A 17,387-nucleotide genomic window follows, 5' to 3' on the forward strand; every position below is an offset into this window, starting at 1 on the left:
CGGCATCCATCCAACGGGAGTCCCTTGATGAAACCCTTTGCCGCCACCTGCCTGGCCACCGTGCTTCTGGCCGCCGGCCTGCCGCCCGCCAAGGCCGCCGCCAACACCTACACCTGCTCCTATCAACTGTACGAGAACGACCAACCCGTGGTCCGCCGCGTGGAGTACGTCGAGCCGAACCTGCAGGCGGCGATGGCCAAATTCGAGGCCTTTCTTGCCGATTTGAGGGCGCAGGGCAAGCACCCACAACACCTGGGATGCCGCTGAATCGCAGGGGGGGGGGGCGCTCCCGACACCGGCAGCGGGCTCCCCCGACCCCGCATCAGGCCCTCGCCTGCTGGTGGACGCCGGGGCCGAGCCCGCCAAATGGATGCCGCAGGCGCTGCGGTTCATCGCGCTGGTCCTGCCGCCCCTCCATCAGCAAGGACATCCCATGGCCCGCCAAGCACGCATCGCCCTGCTCCTGATCCCCCTCGCCCTTACATGGCCCGGTCGCGTCGACGCCGTGGTAGCGGGAGGGATGGCGTCGATTTCCCGTGACTACGTCAGCCAGCCAGGGGGTTATCTGGACCTGCAGACCCGCATCACCATCGACAAGGAACCGGGTTTCAATGGCCGCACCTACTGGGCCCACCAGTGGAGGTTCGTGGGACCCGAAGGCGGCTACGTCGGCCTGCAGCAGCGAAGTGGTCGCGAAAAAGCGATCAACTTTTCGATCTGGGGTGCAACCGGCTGGGACGCCACGGGCCCTGCGCGCTGCCAGTTCTTCGGCCACGAAGGCAAGGGCGTACAGTGTTCGATGGCGCTGGAATGGACACAGGGCACGCCTTACCAGATCAGGATCCAGTCCACCGCACAGGATCGCTGGACGGCCTCGGTCACCGATACGGTCACCGGCCAGACCCGGGTGGTGGCTACCATCCACGCTGCAGCCGGCAGCATGGGCATCAAGGACTTGTCCGAATGGGTCGAGGACTTCGCCCAAGGCAGTGAGCAGCACGACCGCTGCGAGGATGTTCCACCGACCCAGGCCACCTTCGGCGTCCCCCGGCTTGAAGGTCGCATTCCGCTCCGCAGCCGCCCGAGAACCTATGGCAACTGCGCGCACATCGCGCAGGTCGCCTGCTCGAACGCCCAGGTCTGCACGGTCAAGGGCAATCCCCAGGCAGGTGGAGCGGCGCCGTGACAACGGCCACCGGTGGTTCCGGCCGATCCCGCCCGGATGACGCATGCCTGACGCGGCGAAGAGGATAATGCATCGCAAACCACCATGAAGAGGCAACGCGCGATGGGCAACTGGATCACCCTGGACACCCACCACGGCAAGGCCCGGGCCTGGCAGGCGCTGCCGGAAGGCACCCCGCGCGGCGGCCTGGTGGTCATCCAGGAAATCTTCGGGGTCAATGAACACATGCGCTCGGTGGCCGAGCGTTTCGCCGCCGAAGGCTATGCGGTGTTGGCGCCGTCCTTCTTCGACCTGCTCGACGAAGCCGACGGCGGCGAGCCGCGGGAGCTGCCCTACGACAACGACGGGGTCAAGGCCGGCCTGGAGGCGGTCAACGCCATCGGCGTGGAAAAGTCGCTGGTGCTGGTGCGCGCCGCGGCCACCCGCCTGGCCAGCCATGGCAAGGTCGGCACGGTGGGCTACTGCTGGGGTGGCAGCATCGCCCTGCTCGCCGCGTTGCGCCTGGGCCTGCCGTCGGTCAGCTACTACGGGGCGCGCAACGTGCAGTTCCTGGATGAATCGCCGAAGGCCCCGGTGATGTTCCACTTCGGCGCACTGGACAAGAGCATTCCGCCGGAGGCCATCGCCGCCCACCGCGAAAAGCTGCCGAAGATGGAGACCTTCGTCTACCCGGCCGACCATGGCTTCAACCGCGACGTCGGACATGCGTATGATCCAGACAGCGCCGCCCTGGCGCTGCAACGCACCCTGGACTTCTTCACGGAGCATCTTGGATGAGCGATTTTGAACTGGATACGCGCCTGGCCAACGACAGCGTGCTGGTGGCCGAAGGCCCCCTGTCCCAGATCAGGCTGATGAACGACGAACGTTTCCCGTGGCTGGTGATCGTGCCGCGGCTGGCCGGCATCACCGAATGGATCGAACTGGACGGCGATCAGCAGGACAAGCTGCGCACCGAACTCAACCGCACCTCCAAGGCGCTGAAGTCCGAAGACGGCGTGGAGAAGATCAACATCGGCGCGCTGGGCAACATCGTGCGCCAGCTGCATTTCCACGTGATCGGCCGCCACGAGGGCGACCCGGCCTGGCCGGGACCGGTCTGGGGCAGCGGCCAGGCGCATCGGCACGACGCCGACGAATTGCAACGGCGTGTCGCACACTGGAAGGACAAGCTAGGATATCCGCCCCACCCTTGAGCGTTCGCAGACTCCGATGCGTTTCAATCTAGTCGCTGCCATCCTGCTGATCCTGGTCGGGCTGTTCATGCTCGCCACCAACCTCGGCTGGACCAACATGAACTTCACCCGCCTGCTCACCACCTGGTGGCCGGTCGGCCTGGTGGCGGTAGGCATCGGCATGCTGTTCGGCCGCGGCAAGTAAGCCACGGCCCCGGCGGTGCCGGTCCTGGCGGGCCGGCACGCCACGGACGCTCAGGTGCGCGGCAGGGTGACGCCGGTCTGGCCCTGGTACTTGCCGCCACGGTCCTTGTAGGACGTCTCGCAGATGTCGTCCTGGTCGGCCTGGAAGAACAGCATCTGGGCCACGCCTTCGTTGGCGTAGATGCGCGCCGGCAGCGGCGTGGTGTTGCTGAATTCCAGGGTCACGTGGCCTTCCCACTCCGGTTCCAGCGGGGTCACGTTGACGATGATGCCGCAGCGCGCGTAGGTGCTCTTGCCCAGGCACACCACCAGCGTGTCGCGCGGGATGCGGAAGAACTCCACCGTGCGCGCCAGCGCGAAGCTGTTCGGCGGGATGATGCACTCATCGGCCACCACGTCGACGAAGCTCTTCGGATCGAAGTGCTTGGGGTCCACGATGGTGGAATTGATGTTGGTGAACACCTTGAACTCGCGCGAGCAGCGCACGTCGTAGCCATAGCTGGACGTGCCATAGCTGACGATGCGCTCGCCGTTGGCCTGCTTCACCTGCCCGGCTTCGAACGGCTCGATCATGCCGTGCTGTTCGGACATGCGGCGGATCCAACGGTCACTCTTGATGCTCATGCTAAGTCCTGGCTGGGAGGGACGGGCGCGCGCCCGGGGGCTGATTCTACAGGGCCTACCGGCTCAGAGCAGCGAGGACAGGATCGGGATTGACGCGCGCGGGCGCTTGGCCAGTTCTTCCAGCAGACGGCTGGCGGCCTGGCGGTAGGCCTGTGCCGCAGTCGACTCCGGCTGCGCGGCGGTGATCGGGGTACCGGCGTCGCCCTGCTCGCGGATGTCGATCTGCAGCGGCAGCGATCCCAGCAGCGGCACGCCGTACTGGGCGGCCATCTTTTCCCCGCCACCGTGGCCGAACAGATGCTCCACGTGACCGCAGTTGCTGCACGTGTGCACGGCCATGTTTTCCACGATGCCCAGCACCGGCACTTCCACCTTCTCGAACATCTTCAGCGCCTTGCGCGCGTCCAGGGTGGCGATGTCCTGCGGGGTGGTGACGATCACCGCGCCGGCCAGCGGAATCTTCTGGGTCAGGGTCAGCTGGATGTCACCGGTGCCCGGCGGCAGGTCGATCAGCAGCACGTCCAGGTCGTCCCACAGGGTGTCGTTGAAGAACTGGGTCATCGCCGAGGTCGCCATCGGGCCGCGCCAGATCATCGGCGTCTCGTCCTCGATCAGGTAGCCGATCGACATGGTGTCCACGCCGAACGCGCGCGGCGGCTCGATGCTCTTGTTGTCCGGGCTTTCCGGGCGGCCGGACAGACCCATCATCGCCGGCACCGACGGGCCGTAGATGTCCGCATCCAGCAGCCCCACGCGCACGCCCAGCTGCTGCAGGGCCACCGCCAGGTTCACCGACGTGGTGCTCTTGCCGACCCCGCCCTTGCCAGAGCCCACCGCGACGACGTTGCGGATGCGCGCATGCGGGCTCAGTCCTTTCTGGACCTGGCTGGCGTGGGGGCGGCGTTGCGGGTTGTTCACTGCGGTGCTCCGGAATCTTAAAGACGGTCGGCGGCCATGATACAAGCCGGCGCGCCCCACGCTGGAAGACCGGCGCAGGGCCGTGCGCTGATCAATGACGTAATCGCCATAACAGAAAAATTCAGCGCCGGCTCATCCAAGGCATATGAAATATTTTCAGTAAAGCCGACAGCCCTTGCAGCACAAGGCATGCGCGAGGACATCGCGGACCCTGCGCACGCACTGGCGGTGTGGGTTTCGAAAATGCTGTTAATGCCGTGTTACGTTTCGATGACATCGGTTTGGGACTGAACCGACCGTGAAGCGTCAAGGATGACAGCGCCACTCCTTCAGCCACAGCTCGGGACCCCCCACATGCCTCAGCGTCGCACGCTCCTGCCGCACCCCCTCGCATTCGCACTGTTCAGCAGCCTGGTCGCCGCCGCCACGCCCGCCATCGCCCAGGACGCCGCCACCACCAGCCTGGACCGCGTCACCGTTACCGGCTCGCTGATCCCGCAGACGGACATCGAAACCCACACGCCGGTGCTCACCGTTACCGCTGAAGACATCCAGACCCGCGGTTTCACCAGCGTGGCCGATGTCCTGCAGCAGTCCTCCCTTTCCACGGGTGGCCTGCAAGGCGGCCAGACCTCGGCCTCATTCACTCAAGGCGCCGAAGCGGCAGGCATGTTCGGCCTCAGCCCGGGCTACACCAAGTACCTGATCAACGGCCGGCCGATGCTGTCCTACCCGGCGCTGTACAACGGCAGCGACTCGTTCAACAACATCAGCGGCATCCCCATCGACATCGTCGAGCGGATCGAGATCCTGCCGGGCGGCCAGTCCTCACTGTACGGCTCGGACGCGATCGCCGGCGTGGTCAACATCATCCTGAAGGAACGCCTGGAGGGCGGCTCGCTGAGCGTGCGCGGCGGTGCCTACAGCGAAGGCGGTGGCAGCAATATCCGCTTCAGCGTCGCCCAGGGCTTCAACGCGCTGGATGACCGGCTCAACGTGCTGGTCAACGCACAGTACGAAAAGACCAACCCGATCTGGGGCTACCAGCGTGACCTGACCAAGGTCAACAACCCGGACGGCTACAGCCCGCAGTACGTGTCCAATGATTTCCTGGTGCTGCAGCCGGCCAACAGCAACCGCTACGCGATGATGGATCCGAACCTGTGCGCCAACGTCGCCGGGCAGTTCGGCGGCACCACCGTGCTCGGCACGCGCCCGACCGGCCAGGCCTGTGGTTCGGTGTACGGCACCGGTTTCAAGACGATCAAGAACGGCAAGGAAAGCAGCCAGGTCTACAGTTCATTCACCTTCGATGTGAACGACAACTTCCAGCTGTTCGGTGATGCGCTGGTCAATCTGGAAGAAGTGAAGTACGCCACCGGCTCGAACTTCACCTGGTGGGGCACCTCCTCCGGCTGGGGCCGCTTCTATGACCAGGACAGCGGCCAGTACCTCAACCTGCAGCGCGTGTTCGCACCGGAAGACATCGGCCCGAACGGCTACAAGGACATCCTCAACACTGATCGCAACAAGGCCTACCAGGTCACCCTCGGTGGACGCGGCAGTGCGGGCGACTGGGACTACAGCGCCAGCTTCAGCCGCGGCGAGTACAAGCTCACCGAACGCAGCTTCGTGCGCTGGGCCGACCCGATCGACAGCTACTTCGAAGGCCGCGTGCTTGGCCCGGAGCTGGGCACCACGTCCGCCGGTTACAGCATCTACAGCCCCAACTGGGAAGCGTTCTACGCGCCGCTGCCGGCGGGCGATTTCCAGAGCTTCACCGGCTACGCCTACAGTGAAAGCCGGACCTGGCAGAACCTCGGCCGGGTACAGCTGACCAACGCCTCGCTGTTCTCGCTGCCGGGTGGCGATGCCGGCTTCGCCGTGGTGGCCGAGGCCGGCAGCGAGGGCTGGGATTACACCCCCGACCCGGGCCTGATGGATGGCAGCGTATGGGGCACCACGGCGGTTTCCGGCGCCGGCCATCGCAGCAACTATGCGCTCACCAGTGAACTGCGCCTGCCCCTGCTGGATTCGCTGACCGTCACCGGATCGGGCCGCTATGACGCGTTCAAGATCCAGGACAGCACCGTCGACAAGGCTACTTACAGCATCGGCGTGGAGTTCCGTCCGATCGACAGCCTGCTGTTCCGCGGCAAGTACGGCACGGCCTTCCGCGCGCCCACCCTGGCCGATGCCTTCCAGGGCCGCAGCGGCTACTACGCCAACGGCTCCACCGATTTCTACCGTTGCGGCCAACTGGGATACGACCCGTCCGAAACCACCGGCTGCCCCTACGACAGCGTGTCGGTGTTCGGCGTGCAGTCCGGCAACCCGGACCTGGAACCGATCACTGCCGATGTGTGGAATGCCGGCGTGGTCTGGGCCCCGCTCAACAACCTGTCCTTCTCGGTGGATTACTACAACTGGAAGATCGAGAACGAGGTCAACACGCTCAGTTCGGACCAGCTGCTGCTCGCCGAGTACTACTGCCGCGGCGGCCAGGCCAACAACACGTCGGCCAGCTGCCAGAACGTGGCCGACTGGATCACCCGCGATGCATCAGGCGTGCTGGATGAGATCTACACGCCAAAGTTGAACGTGGCCAGGCAGAACCTTCAGGCACTGACGGCCAGCTTCAAGTACGTCCAGGACCTGGGACGCTTCGGCTCGCTGCAGTTCGCCGGCAACTACACCAACATGCTGGAACGCGAACTGCAGCCCCAGCCGGGAGATGAGTACCTGGACCTGCTGCGTGACCCGTACGCCATGTGGGTCTACGACTCCTATGCCAAGGTCCGCGCCGATGGCTCGGTAGGCTGGGCCAAGGGCAACTGGACCACGACGCTGTATGCCAACTACATCGGCAGGACGCCGAACTACATGGCGTACCTGGGCAACGGGTACGACTACGTGCACTCCTCCGGTTACAAGGCCGGCAAGTGGGGTTCGTACACCACCTACAACCTGAGCGTGAACTATCGCGCGCTGGAAAACCTGACGCTGTCGCTGATGGTCAACAACGTGTTCAACAAGATGCCCGACAACCAGCGGTACAGTTTCGCCGGCACCAGCGGCCAGCCGTACAACAACTATCTCTACAATGCCTACGGCCGTGCGATCTACATGCAGGCCAAGTACGAGTTCGGCGCTCCGTAAGGCGCGGTGCTGAAATGGGCCCGGCTGACGCCGGGCCCGTTTTCCATTGTGCCGAGCCTGTCCGGCGAAGCCTCTTGCGCCGCGACATGACCTTCGACACCCTTGCAGGCTGGGCCGGAGGCGTATCGTCCGGCCTACAGCCCTCTGGGAACCTTCCCAGACATCACGCGGCCTGGAGGCCATACAAAAGTGACCCGTACTCCCAAGATCGTCCTGCTGACCCTGGCCGTTTCGGCCGCGCTGGTCGGCTGCGGCAAGAGCGAAACCCCGGCCAAGGAAGGCGCCGCCTCCACCCCGGCCGCCGCCACCGAAGCCCACACCTACACCCTGGACCAGGCCAAGCTGCCGGCGTACAACGCCTTCCAGCCCAGCGACCTGGACACCACGCTGGACGCGTGCACCGCCTTCGGCGACTACGTCAACAGCAAGTGGCTGGCCGCCAATGAGATCCCGGCCGACCGCACCAGCTGGGGCGCGTTCACCATCCTCGACGAGCGTTCGGTCGCCGCCCAGCACCAGCTGGCCGAGCAGGTCGCGCAGGTCAAGAACCCGAACCACATCGAAAAGGTGGTCGGTGACCTGTGGGCCACCGGCATGGACGAAGCGAAGATCAACGCCCAGGGCATCGAGCCGCTGAAGGCCGACCTGACCGCCATCGACGCGCTGTCCGACAAGGCCGCCATCGCCGCCTACCTGCGTGACACCGCCGCCAAGGGCGAGAACGTGCTGTTCGGCTTCGGTGCCGAAGCGGACTTCAAGAACTCCGCCGTGAACATGGCCTACGCCAGCCAGGGCGGCCTGGGCCTGCCGGACAAGACCTTCTATACCGACGCGGCCAAGGCCGACAAGCTGCAGGCCTACCAGGCCCACGTGGCCAAGGTGCTGGAGCTGGCCGGCGTGCCGGCCGCCGATGCCGCCACCCAGGCAGCGGAAGTCATCAAGTTCGAAACCCGCCTGGCCAAGGCCTCCAAGTCCAGCGTCGAACTGTCGCGCGACGTCTCGCTGTACTACCACCCGGTCAGCCTGGCCGAAGCCGATGCGCTGACCCCTAACTTCAGCTGGACCGAGTTCTTCAAGAGCCAGGGCGTGGCCGCGCCGGAGAAGTTCTCGCTGGCCATCCCCGCTTTCCATGAAGAGGTCAGCAAGGCGCTGGGTGATACCGATCCGGCCGTGTGGCGCGCCTACCTGCGCTTCCACACCGTGGACAGCGCATCGCCGTACCTGAGCGATGCCTTCGCCAATGAGAACTACGCCTTCTACGGCAAGACCCTCAACGGCCAGAAGGAACAGAAGCCGCGCTGGAAGCGCGTGCTGGGCACCATCGAAAACGGTGCCGGCGAAGCGTTCGGCCAGCTGTACGTCAAGGTCGCCTTCTCGCCGGAAGCCAAGGCAAAGATGGAAACGCTGGTGAAGAACCTGGCCGATTCGCTCAAGGAACGCATCCAGGGCCTGGCGTGGATGAGCGATGAGACCAAGGCCAAGGCGATCGCCAAATGGGAAACCTTCACCCCGAAGATCGGCTACCCGGACAAGTGGCGCGACTGGTCCGGCCTGGACACCGGCCGTGACAGCTTCCTCGGCAACGTCCGCGCCGCCAACGCCTTCAACTACAAGTTCAACCTGGCCAAGGTCGGCCAGCCGGTGGACAAGACCGAGTGGGGCATGACCCCGCAGACCGTCAACGCCTACTACAACCCGCTGCAGAACGAGATCGTGTTCCCGGCCGCCATCCTGCAGCCGCCGTTCTTCGATCCCAACGCCGATGACGCGCTGAACTACGGCGGCATCGGTGCGGTGATCGGCCACGAAATGACCCATGGTTACGACGACCAGGGCAGCCGTTTCGGACCGACCGGCAACTTCGAGAACTGGTGGACCGAAGCGGACAGCAAGAACTTCTCCGGCCTGACCGGCAAGCTGGTCAAGCAGTTCAACGAGTACAAGGTGGATGGCCAGGCCGTCGATGGCAGCCTGACCCTGGGCGAGAACATCGCCGACCTGGGCGGCCTCGCAACCGCCTACGACGCGCTGCAGAAGGCATCGGCCGGCAAGGAAGATCCGAAGGTCGATGGCTTCACCCGCGACCAGCGCTTCTTCTTCAACTGGGCCACCGTGTGGCGCACCAAGTACACCCCGGAGAACGCCAAGGTCCGCCTGGCTACCGATCCGCACGCACCGGCGCAGTTCCGCGCGATGGGCGCGCCGTCGAACCTGCCGACCTTCGCCGCCGCGTTCCAGTGCAAGGCCGGTTCGCCGATGTCGCGCGCTGGCGATGCCAAGGTCGTGATCTGGTAAGTCACGGCTGACGCCGCATTGAAAGCGAGGCCCGGGGAAACCCGGGCCTTTTCGTTGGCGATGCCGGCCGCGGGGTGACCGGCGCTGGCGTGCATGCCGTGCACATGTCTGGCTTGCTATAGTTCGCCCGCCCTTAATCCATCATGGATTTGCTCTACATGCCCAATCTTCGTCCGCTTGCCATCTCCCTGGGCGTCAGCCTGGCCATGCTGGTCCCCGTCCACGATGCGCTCGCCGCCAAGAAGAGGGCCGCACGTGCGCCGGCCGTCAGCGCCCAGTGCACAGATTTCCACGACGCGACCAATGCCGCCTGGCTGAAGGCCAACCCGGTTCCGCAGACCGGCGCCACCACCGCGCTGGGCCAGTTGGTCGAACGCAGCCGCCTGCAGCAGCGCGAGCTGCTGGACGGCGCGATGGCCAGCCCGCAGGGCAACGTGCAGAAGCTGCTCGGCGACTTCTGGGCCAGCGGCCTGGATGAAGCGGCGGTGGAAGCCGATGGCTCCAACCCGATCGCCCCGCTGCTGACCCGCATCAATGCGATCAAGCGCGCCAAGGATGTCCCCGCTTCGATCGCCGCCCTGCACCAGGTCGGTATCCCGGTGGCGTTCAACTTCAGCCCGGACGTTGACCTGAAGGCGCTGGACCGTCACATCGGCTACTTCATGCAGGGCGGCATGGGCCTGCCGGACCCGGCCTTCTACACCCGCAGCGACGCCGACACCGTCGCGGTGATGGGCCGCTACCGCGCCTACGTCAAGCAGATCCTGGCACTGACCGGCACCCCTGCAGCCAAGCTGGATGCCGAAGTGGCCTCGGTGATCGCGCTGGAAACCGAGCTGGCGCGCAACGCGCAGTCGCTGGCCGACCTCAACAACCCGTTCCGCAACTACGCGCCGATCTCCACCCGCGACCTCAACGGCCGCTACAAGAACCTGCAGCTGGACGCGTTCCTGAAGGTGCAGGGCGTCAACGACGACCTGGTGTCGCTGTCCGACGCCGCGCTGTTCCAGGCGCTGGACGGCATGGTCACCCGGATCAAGCCGGACCAGTGGAAGGCCTACCTGCGCTGGCGCGTGGGCGATGCGATGGCCCCGTACCTGTCCAAGGCCTACCGTGACGCCGAGTTCGAATTCCGTGGCCGCGTGCTGCGCGCGCAGACCCTGCCCGCCCCGCGCTGGGAGCAGGTACTGGATGCGATCAACGTCGCCGCCGGCCCGATGCTGGGCCGCGAGTACGCCGCCAGGCACCTGAGCGCCGAAGACCGCCGCCAGGCCGCGTGGATCATCGACAAGCTGCGCGAAATGCAGATCGAAGCAGTCAAGCGCAGCACCTGGCTGAGCGCGGAGGCCAAGGCCGAAGCGGAAGCCAAGCTGGGGGCGCTGAAGATCGAGATCGGCACCCCGCTGCGCGATCTGGATTACAGCGTGCAGCCGATGGGTCGTGGCAGCTTCGGCGGCAACATGCTGATCGCTTCGACCTGGCGCCACCGCGAAGAAATGAAGCGCATCGGCCGCGGCAACGCAGACCGTCGCTGGGACGTGCTGCCGCAGCAGCCGTCGCTGGCGTATGACCTGGCGCAGAACCGCCTGATCGTCACCGCCGCCGCCCTGCAGGGCCCGATCTTCAACGCCCAGTCCAACGCGGCCAACAAGTTCGGCAGCTACGGCGCACTGGTCGGCCATGAGCTGACCCGTGCGATCGATGCCAAGGGCGCGCTGATCGACGCACGTGGCGAACTGCGCAGCTGGTGGACCCCGGCCGACAAGACCGCCTGGACCCTCCTCGGCACGCGCATGGCCACCCAATACAGCGCCTACGATTTCCCGGGCGTGAAGGGTGCCAAGGTCAACGGCGCGCTCACCGCGGACAACAACCTGGCCGACCTGGCTGGGCTGGAACTCGCCTGGGAGGCCTACCGCGCGGTGGAAGCCAACGCCAAGCCGGCCGACCAGCAGGGCTTCTTCACCGCCTGGGCCGCGCTGTGGCCGCAGCAGCTGTCGCCCAACGAGGCGGCGGCACGTGCCAGCATGGACATCGAAGCACCGGGCAAGTGGCGTACCAATGGGCCGCTGGCCAACCTGCCGGCCTTCGGTGCTAGCTTCACCTGCAAGCCGGGCCAGCCGATGCAGCGTACCGACGCCGACCAGATCCGCGTCTGGCGTTGAGTCGACTGCTTCGGCAGCAGCAAGAAGGGCGCCCGCAGGGGCGCCCTTTTCCATGGCTGATGCAACGTTTGATTGTCAGAAATCGTACGAAGCGGTCAGCCGGGCCGAGCGCGGCGCGGTGAAGTAGGTGCCGATGCCGTAGGTGTTGGACACGGTGTACGGGCCCTCCTCGTACTGGGCTTCGGACTGCAGCGGGCGGCGCTGGTTGAACACGTTGAACACATCCAGCCCGAACGCGAGCCGCTTCAGCGCGAACCCGGGGCGATACATCACGCCGAGATCGACGCGGGCAGTCCACGGCTGGCGACCGGCATCGCCAGGACGCGACGGGCTGCCGTTGCAGTAGTGGTACGACGATCCGTAACCGATCGGGTCACTCTCGTCCGCGCCGTAGAAACCCAGGCAGGTCTTCGGCGCACCGGACATCACCCGCAGCGTGGCCGAGCCCGTCCATTCCTCGGTAAACTGGTAGGCGCCGTAGCCCTTCAGCTGGTGGCGGCGGTCGTTGGCCAGGTAGCCGCCGGCATACTCCATCAGATACGACGAATCCCAATCCTGGGTCTTGGACACATCCTTCTGGCCCAGGTCCGACTTCACCTGGCCCTCGGTGTTGCCGAAGTTGCGCGACCAGGTGTAGTCCACGCGGCCGTACCAGTTGTTGCGCATCGGGTGCTCGACGAACAGGTCCACCGCCACGTAGTCACGCTTGGCCTTCTGACCCCCCAGCCCCCAATCGGCACCGCTCATGCTCACCGGGACATAGCCCGAGCCGTCGCGCTTCTTCACCAGGAAGGTGTTGCGCTTGCCCGGGTTGAAGATCACACAGCCGGGGATATCCAAGGCGCTGGAATCCACCCCCATCGCGTCCAGCTTGTCACTGATGCGGCCGGCATCGCAGGTGTCGTCGATCGCGGTCTGCAGGCGGCGGTAGGTCGCCTTGGCGCCGCTGTTCCAGGATTCGCCCAAGGTCTTTTCGAAGCCGAGGATCAGCTCGTCCTGGAACTGCGACTTCAGGTCGGACGGCGCCACGCCGCGCGGGTCCGGCGTCTGCCCGTACTCGTTGTTGGAAGACACCGGGCCCGGTCCCAGCGCGGTCAGGCCGGTCGGGTTGCCGTTGGCATCGATGCCGCTGTAGGTGAAGTATTCGCGGGTATACGTCGACGCCGATGCACCGCGGATGGCCACGCTGTTGGGCAGCGCCAGGTAATAGCGTCCCAGGTTGGCGAACACCTTCAACGAGGAATCGCCGAACACATCCCACGCCGCGCCCAGCCGCGGGGCCCACTGGTCACCACTTTCCACATAGGCGACACCGGCGCTGTTGTAGTTGGTGAATTTGTCATTGCGCAGGCCCAGGGTCAGCAGCCAGTCCGGCGTCACCTGCCAGCGGTCTTCCAGGTAATACGCTTTCTGCTGCAGCGACATGCTGGTGGTGGTGGAGAAAATGTACTTCTGCACGAAGTAGCCGTCACCACCGGGCGGGGTGATGCCAAAGCCCGGGGCAGGCGAGGAGCCCGGGGCGATGCGCGAATAGATCCAGGCATGGCCGGGACCGGTCATGGCCTGGCCTTCGTTGCTGGCGTTGAACGTCATGTTGTCGATGCCGGCGGTAAGTTCATGGTCACCGATGCGGTACTGCAGGTCCACGCGCAGGCCACGCGTACTGCTGCCCGCATTGGATGCCTTGTCATTGATCGCAACCTGGTCGTTGCGGATCGGCGTGCCGCCGGTGATCAACGGATCCTGGTTGTTCGCTCCGCTGATGAACGGGTTGGACGAATCCAGCGGGTTCGCGTCCAGGTTGCGCTGCCTGCTGCGGCCCCACAGCGCACTCAGCGTCAGGTCGTCGCTGAGATAGCTGGTGAACTTGAAGATGTCGAAGTTGTCTTTCAGCTTGGTGGTGTTGGCGAAGGTGCCGGTGCGTTCGCCCTCGCTGCGGGTCGCGTAGTCGTAGCTGCGGTGGTAGGCGTCGTAGCGATCCGTGTTCTGGATGCGGGTGTACTCCAGCGTGTTGCTGTCGTTGATGTTCCAGTCGATCTTGCCGTAGAACTTCGGCGCATTGACGGTGTAATGGCGCTTCACCTGCTGTGCCGATTCGATGCTGTTGGTCAGCACGCCGCTGGACTTGTCGACTTCGCCAGCCACGTGCACGAACAGGCGGTCTTCGATCAGCGGGCCGCTGACATAGCCGCTGTAGGTGTTGCGGTCGGTGGTGTCGCCACGCCGCGAGCGGTACAGCGAACCGGGCAGGGTCGGATCCTGGAGCTCATAGCCGGGCGACAGCGCCGCGTCGGGGTAGCGGATATCACGTGGCGATTCGGCCAGCGAACCCGGCTGCCAGATGGCTTGGACACCGAAATGCCACTGGTTGGTACCACGCTTGCCAAGCTGGTTGATCACCCCGCCGGTGGAGCGTCCATAACTGGCACCGTAGCCGCCGGTGAAGGTTTCCTGCTGGTCGATCGAACCGTAGGGCAGGCTCACCCCGCCGATGTTGTTGAGCGGATTGGTGGCATTGAAGCCGTTGAGGTAATACGCGTTCTCGGTAACGCTGGCGCCGCCGAAGGACAGCGAAGAACGCGAACCATTGAGGAACTCCCCACTGCCGGCGACCACGCCCGGCGCCAGCAGCGCGATCGCTTCGGCACTGCGGCCCAGCGGCAGCACGTCCAGCTGTTCGGAGGTGATCACCGAGCGCGAGACGGTGTTGGTGACATCGATCTTCGGCAGCTGGGCCGCCGTCACGGTCACGGTTTCCAGCGTGGTGGCCGCCGCTTCGGTGAAGGAGACATCGGTGCCGGCGCCGACCTTCAGCTGCACGTTGTCGCGCTGCTGCACCACTTTGCCATCGCGCTGCAGGGTCACCGTGTACCTGCCGACCGGCAGTGAACCGAGTGTGTAACGGCCGTTGGCATTCACCTCCACAGTGCGCTTCAGGCCGCTGTCGCTCTCCACGATGATCGAGGCGCCCGCAGCGCCCGGTGCGCTGCCGTAAAGTGAGCCGGTGGTGCTCTGTGCGGAGGCCGCGCCGATGATCGACATCAGGGCCACGACGATGCTGGTCCGCTTCAATGATGCGGGCCGCTTGATGCTGCTCATGCAAACTCCTTGTCCAAGGGGAAGCAGGCCGCGGTCCACCGCAGATCTGCAACGCAAGTTGAACAAGCAGCTGAACCGCAGGCCTACGAAGAACGCGACGCGCCGCTGGATCTGGGCCGAAACGGTCGCATGGTTTCGCAATCAACCCGGTCCCGTCACGCGCCCGCGACAGACGGACGCGGAATTCCGGCCGATCACGACCTCCGGATCACACGTGCTCGGGCGACAGGGTGCCGCGATAGGCGACAATCCGCCCTACCAGCGGCGCGGCGATTTCCACGTCGAAGGCGAACGTCCCGTCCACGTCCGCTTCGACGCTGTTGCCACCTGGCAACAGCCAGCGCGGCAACGGCACCCCCCACACCGACCAGCGCCGCGGCAGCAACTGCAGGCGGCCGCCGTCCACCACCACTGCCAGCGCGACCTCGATCACCCCGAAGCGCTCGACCAGCAGGGCCTCGTTGCGGCCCACGCCCGCGGTCTGCAGCGAAGAGAACGTCCTGTCGGCGAAGCGGCGTGTCCAGCGCTCGCCACCAGCCTCTTCGGAAAACGCCACGATCACCGGCACCTGCTCGCCCGCCGAGGGAAAGCCGAACACCGCTGCCAACAACCGCGACAGCGTCCCGCTGCCCCGCTCCACGCGCGCGGTGCCGTGCCAGCGTTTCGCCGCCGAAGGCGCGTGCAGCGCCTGCACGCTTGCCGGCAGCGTGGCATACGCGCTGCCCAGCACGCGCTGGTAAAGGCTGGCGCTGGGCACCTCCCAGCGGAAGCCGGTGTGGATGCTGCGGCCTTCAAACAGCTGCTCATAGTCCGCCAGCTCCAGCGCATGCGTGGCCGCCCGTGCACCCGCCGCTGGGCGCTGCCCCTGCAGCAGCTTGCGGATGATCGCCTCGATGGCCATCGACGGGATGTACGGACCGTCATCGCCCTCGGCCAACAGGTGCCAGCTCTGCACGACGGACACGCCCGCGCGCCGTCCCGTGGCGCGCACGATCATGCCGCCACGGTGCTCGCCGGACTTCATCCGGTTCAACACCCGATGGAACAGCGGAGACAGCGGCTGCAGCGAAGGCAGGCGCAGGTGGTGACGCGCGGTGGCCAGCAGGTTGAGCATCCGGTGCAGCACTTCGGGCACCGGTCCGGCGCCGATCCAGATATCGGTCATGGCGGGGTGTTCGGGCGGCAGCACCTGCAGGTCCGGCACGTCCACCAGCGAATAGCGCAGGTTGCGCAGCGGCACCCTGCCCGGCACCGCCACGGTGAACCGCCGGCTCTCGGCCAGGGCGATGCCGTGTGCATCGCGTCCGTTGCGACGCAGCTTCACCGGCGCGCCGGCATAGCCCACCACCGCGCGCATGACGTTCAGACCGATGCCGGCGTAGGGCGAGGGCGCAATGCCGGCTTCCACGCGGGTGATGTCCATGTGCCGGGCCATCTGCCGCAGCACGGCGGCGGTCAGCACCGGGAAACTGCTGACGCCGGACAGCACGAACACCCCGGCCGCCCTGGCCTGCGCATCGTAGCGCCCGACGCCGGCGACGAAATCCGCTGCATCGGCGAAGTCCAGATAGTCGATGCCCGCCCCGATGCAGGCCTCGATGGCAGCGTAACCGTCCGCGCCATACGCCTGGAAAGGCCCGGAAGCATCGACCACCAGGTCAGGGTGCTCCTGCTGCAGGATGGGCGTCAGCGCGCGCCGATCCAGCTGCAGCGGCCGCACCCGGGCCTCGCCGATGAACGCATTGCAGAACGCCGTCGCCACGGCCAGGTTGCGCCCCCCTATGAGCAGTTCCAGTGCGGGAAGGTCGGCCAGCAGCCGTGCCAGCCGCCCGCCGAACACACCGTAGCCCCCGAGGATGAGAATCTTCACCTGCGTTTCGTCCGTGTCCGCGTTGCCGACAGGGTAGCCTGCCGGCGCCCCGGTCGAGCACGATCCGGGATTAACGTCGGCCGTGCTATCGCTGCACGCTCGTCCCTTCGGGAGCACCACCATGGTCCACAAGAACACGGTCTGCATCTGGTACGACAACGGCGCGCTGGACGCGGCCACCTTCTACGCACAGACCTTCCCGGACAGCGCGGTGATCGCCGTGCACCATGCGCCCGGCGACTTTCCCTCAGGCCGCCAGGGCGACGTGCTGACCGTGGAGTTCACCGTCTGCGGGTTGCCCTGCGTCGGCCTCAATGGTGGCCCCGCCTTCCGCCAGACCGAAGCGTTCTCGCTGCAGGTTGCCACCGAAGACCAGGCCGAGACCGACCGGCTGTGGAATGCCATCGTCGGCAACGGCGGCCAGGAAAGCGCGTGCGGCTGGTGCAAGGACCGCTGGGGTGTTTCCTGGCAGATCACCCCGCGCATCCTGCTCGAATCGGTGACCAGCACGGACAAGGCGCTGGCCAAGCGTGCCTTCGACGCCATGATGACCATGCACAAGATCGACATCGCCACCATCGAGGCCGCCATCCGGTGAGCCCCGGTAGTGGGGGCCGCGGTCCCAAAAACCGCGAAAACCCCGCCGGCCCGCCACCGGGCCGCGCAAACCACACCCCGACAACAAGATATAA

Annotated in this window: 13 protein-coding genes; 9 read left to right on the forward strand and 4 right to left on the reverse strand. The window is 65.9% G+C overall.

What is annotated here, in order from left to right; all coding sequences use genetic code 11:
- The first annotated feature begins 27 nt into the window (after positions 1-27).
- The 5 genes from ABE522_RS07495 to ABE522_RS07515 all read left to right on the forward strand — a co-directional run bounded on the left by ABE522_RS07495 (position 28) and on the right by ABE522_RS07515 (position 2,566).
- Complete coding sequence (locus ABE522_RS07495; RefSeq protein WP_346591147.1) at positions 28-267, forward strand: hypothetical protein; 240 nt, start codon at positions 28-30, stop codon at positions 265-267.
- A gap of 103 nt (positions 268-370) precedes the next feature.
- Positions 371-1,186 (forward strand): DUF3472 domain-containing protein, encoded by an 816-nt coding sequence (locus ABE522_RS07500; RefSeq protein ID WP_346591148.1) that lies wholly within the window; start codon positions 371-373, stop codon positions 1,184-1,186.
- A gap of 102 nt (positions 1,187-1,288) precedes the next feature.
- Positions 1,289-1,963 (forward strand): dienelactone hydrolase family protein, encoded by a 675-nt coding sequence (locus tag ABE522_RS07505; protein WP_346591161.1) that lies wholly within the window; start codon positions 1,289-1,291, stop codon positions 1,961-1,963.
- Entirely contained in the window at positions 1,960-2,382 is a 423-nt protein-coding gene (locus ABE522_RS07510) for an HIT family protein (protein ID WP_346591149.1), read from the forward strand. The genes ABE522_RS07505 and ABE522_RS07510 overlap by 4 nt, the downstream gene beginning before the upstream one ends.
- A gap of 16 nt (positions 2,383-2,398) precedes the next feature.
- Positions 2,399-2,566 carry a LiaI-LiaF-like domain-containing protein gene (locus tag ABE522_RS07515; RefSeq protein ID WP_042614080.1) on the forward strand — a complete coding sequence of 56 codons (168 nt, stop codon included), beginning with the start codon at positions 2,399-2,401 and terminating at the stop codon, positions 2,564-2,566.
- A 50-nt stretch (positions 2,567-2,616) separates the two neighbouring features.
- Here ABE522_RS07515 and dcd read toward each other — a convergent pair whose 3' ends face one another.
- Entirely contained in the window at positions 2,617-3,189 is a 573-nt protein-coding gene (gene dcd / locus ABE522_RS07520) for a dCTP deaminase (protein WP_346591150.1), read from the reverse strand.
- A gap of 63 nt (positions 3,190-3,252) precedes the next feature.
- The gene (apbC, locus tag ABE522_RS07525; RefSeq protein ID WP_042614082.1) at positions 3,253-4,107 is read right to left on the reverse strand and encodes an iron-sulfur cluster carrier protein ApbC; all 855 of its coding nucleotides are present in this window, start codon (positions 4,105-4,107) and stop codon (positions 3,253-3,255) included.
- Positions 4,108-4,461: 354 nt separating this feature from the next.
- On the opposite strand from apbC, the gene ABE522_RS07530 reads away from it, so the two are divergent.
- The 3 genes from ABE522_RS07530 to ABE522_RS07540 all read left to right on the forward strand — a co-directional run bounded on the left by ABE522_RS07530 (position 4,462) and on the right by ABE522_RS07540 (position 11,726).
- Positions 4,462-7,266, forward strand: a complete 2,805-nt coding sequence (locus ABE522_RS07530) for a TonB-dependent receptor domain-containing protein (protein WP_346591151.1) — start codon at positions 4,462-4,464, stop codon at positions 7,264-7,266.
- Between the two features lie 189 nt (positions 7,267-7,455).
- Positions 7,456-9,561 carry a M13 family metallopeptidase gene (locus ABE522_RS07535; protein WP_346591152.1) on the forward strand — a complete coding sequence of 702 codons (2,106 nt, stop codon included), beginning with the start codon at positions 7,456-7,458 and terminating at the stop codon, positions 9,559-9,561.
- A 158-nt stretch (positions 9,562-9,719) separates the two neighbouring features.
- Positions 9,720-11,726, forward strand: coding sequence for a M13 family metallopeptidase (locus ABE522_RS07540; RefSeq protein WP_346591153.1), 2,007 nt, complete (start codon positions 9,720-9,722; stop codon positions 11,724-11,726).
- Positions 11,727-11,801: 75 nt separating this feature from the next.
- Here the strand turns inward: ABE522_RS07540 and ABE522_RS07545 are convergent, their stop codons facing one another.
- Both ABE522_RS07545 and ABE522_RS07550 read right to left on the reverse strand, forming a co-directional pair.
- A complete protein-coding gene (locus ABE522_RS07545) occupies positions 11,802-14,825 on the reverse strand; it encodes a TonB-dependent receptor (protein ID WP_346591154.1) in 3,024 nt (1,007 codons plus the stop codon).
- A gap of 208 nt (positions 14,826-15,033) precedes the next feature.
- Positions 15,034-16,695, reverse strand: a complete 1,662-nt coding sequence (locus tag ABE522_RS07550; RefSeq protein WP_346591155.1) for a saccharopine dehydrogenase family protein — start codon at positions 16,693-16,695, stop codon at positions 15,034-15,036.
- Between the two features lie 121 nt (positions 16,696-16,816).
- Here ABE522_RS07550 and ABE522_RS07555 point away from each other — a divergent pair, with 121 nt between their 5' ends.
- Positions 16,817-17,293 carry a VOC family protein gene (locus tag ABE522_RS07555; protein ID WP_346591156.1) on the forward strand — a complete coding sequence of 159 codons (477 nt, stop codon included), beginning with the start codon at positions 16,817-16,819 and terminating at the stop codon, positions 17,291-17,293.
- The last annotated feature ends 94 nt before the right edge of the window (positions 17,294-17,387 follow it).

The organism is Stenotrophomonas lacuserhaii, assembly GCF_039674585.1.
Taxonomy (GTDB): domain Bacteria; phylum Pseudomonadota; class Gammaproteobacteria; order Xanthomonadales; family Xanthomonadaceae; genus Stenotrophomonas; species Stenotrophomonas pennii_A.

Excerpts from the sequence above, each read along its gene's own strand:
- ABE522_RS07495 (WP_346591147.1), top strand. The coding sequence starts at position 28 with ATGAAACCCTTTGCCGCCACCTGCCTGGCCACCGTGCTTCTGGCCGCC.
- ABE522_RS07500 (WP_346591148.1), top strand. The coding sequence starts at position 371 with ATGCCGCAGGCGCTGCGGTTCATCGCGCTGGTCCTGCCGCCCCTCCAT.
- ABE522_RS07505 (WP_346591161.1), top strand. The coding sequence starts at position 1,289 with ATGGGCAACTGGATCACCCTGGACACCCACCACGGCAAGGCCCGGGCC.
- ABE522_RS07510 (WP_346591149.1), top strand. The coding sequence starts at position 1,960 with ATGAGCGATTTTGAACTGGATACGCGCCTGGCCAACGACAGCGTGCTG.
- ABE522_RS07515 (WP_042614080.1), top strand. The coding sequence starts at position 2,399 with ATGCGTTTCAATCTAGTCGCTGCCATCCTGCTGATCCTGGTCGGGCTG.
- dcd (WP_346591150.1), bottom strand. The coding sequence starts at position 3,189 with ATGAGCATCAAGAGTGACCGTTGGATCCGCCGCATGTCCGAACAGCAC.
- ABE522_RS07530 (WP_346591151.1), top strand. The coding sequence starts at position 4,462 with ATGCCTCAGCGTCGCACGCTCCTGCCGCACCCCCTCGCATTCGCACTG.
- ABE522_RS07540 (WP_346591153.1), top strand. The coding sequence starts at position 9,720 with ATGCCCAATCTTCGTCCGCTTGCCATCTCCCTGGGCGTCAGCCTGGCC.
- ABE522_RS07545 (WP_346591154.1), bottom strand. The coding sequence starts at position 14,825 with ATGAGCAGCATCAAGCGGCCCGCATCATTGAAGCGGACCAGCATCGTC.
- ABE522_RS07555 (WP_346591156.1), top strand. The coding sequence starts at position 16,817 with ATGGTCCACAAGAACACGGTCTGCATCTGGTACGACAACGGCGCGCTG.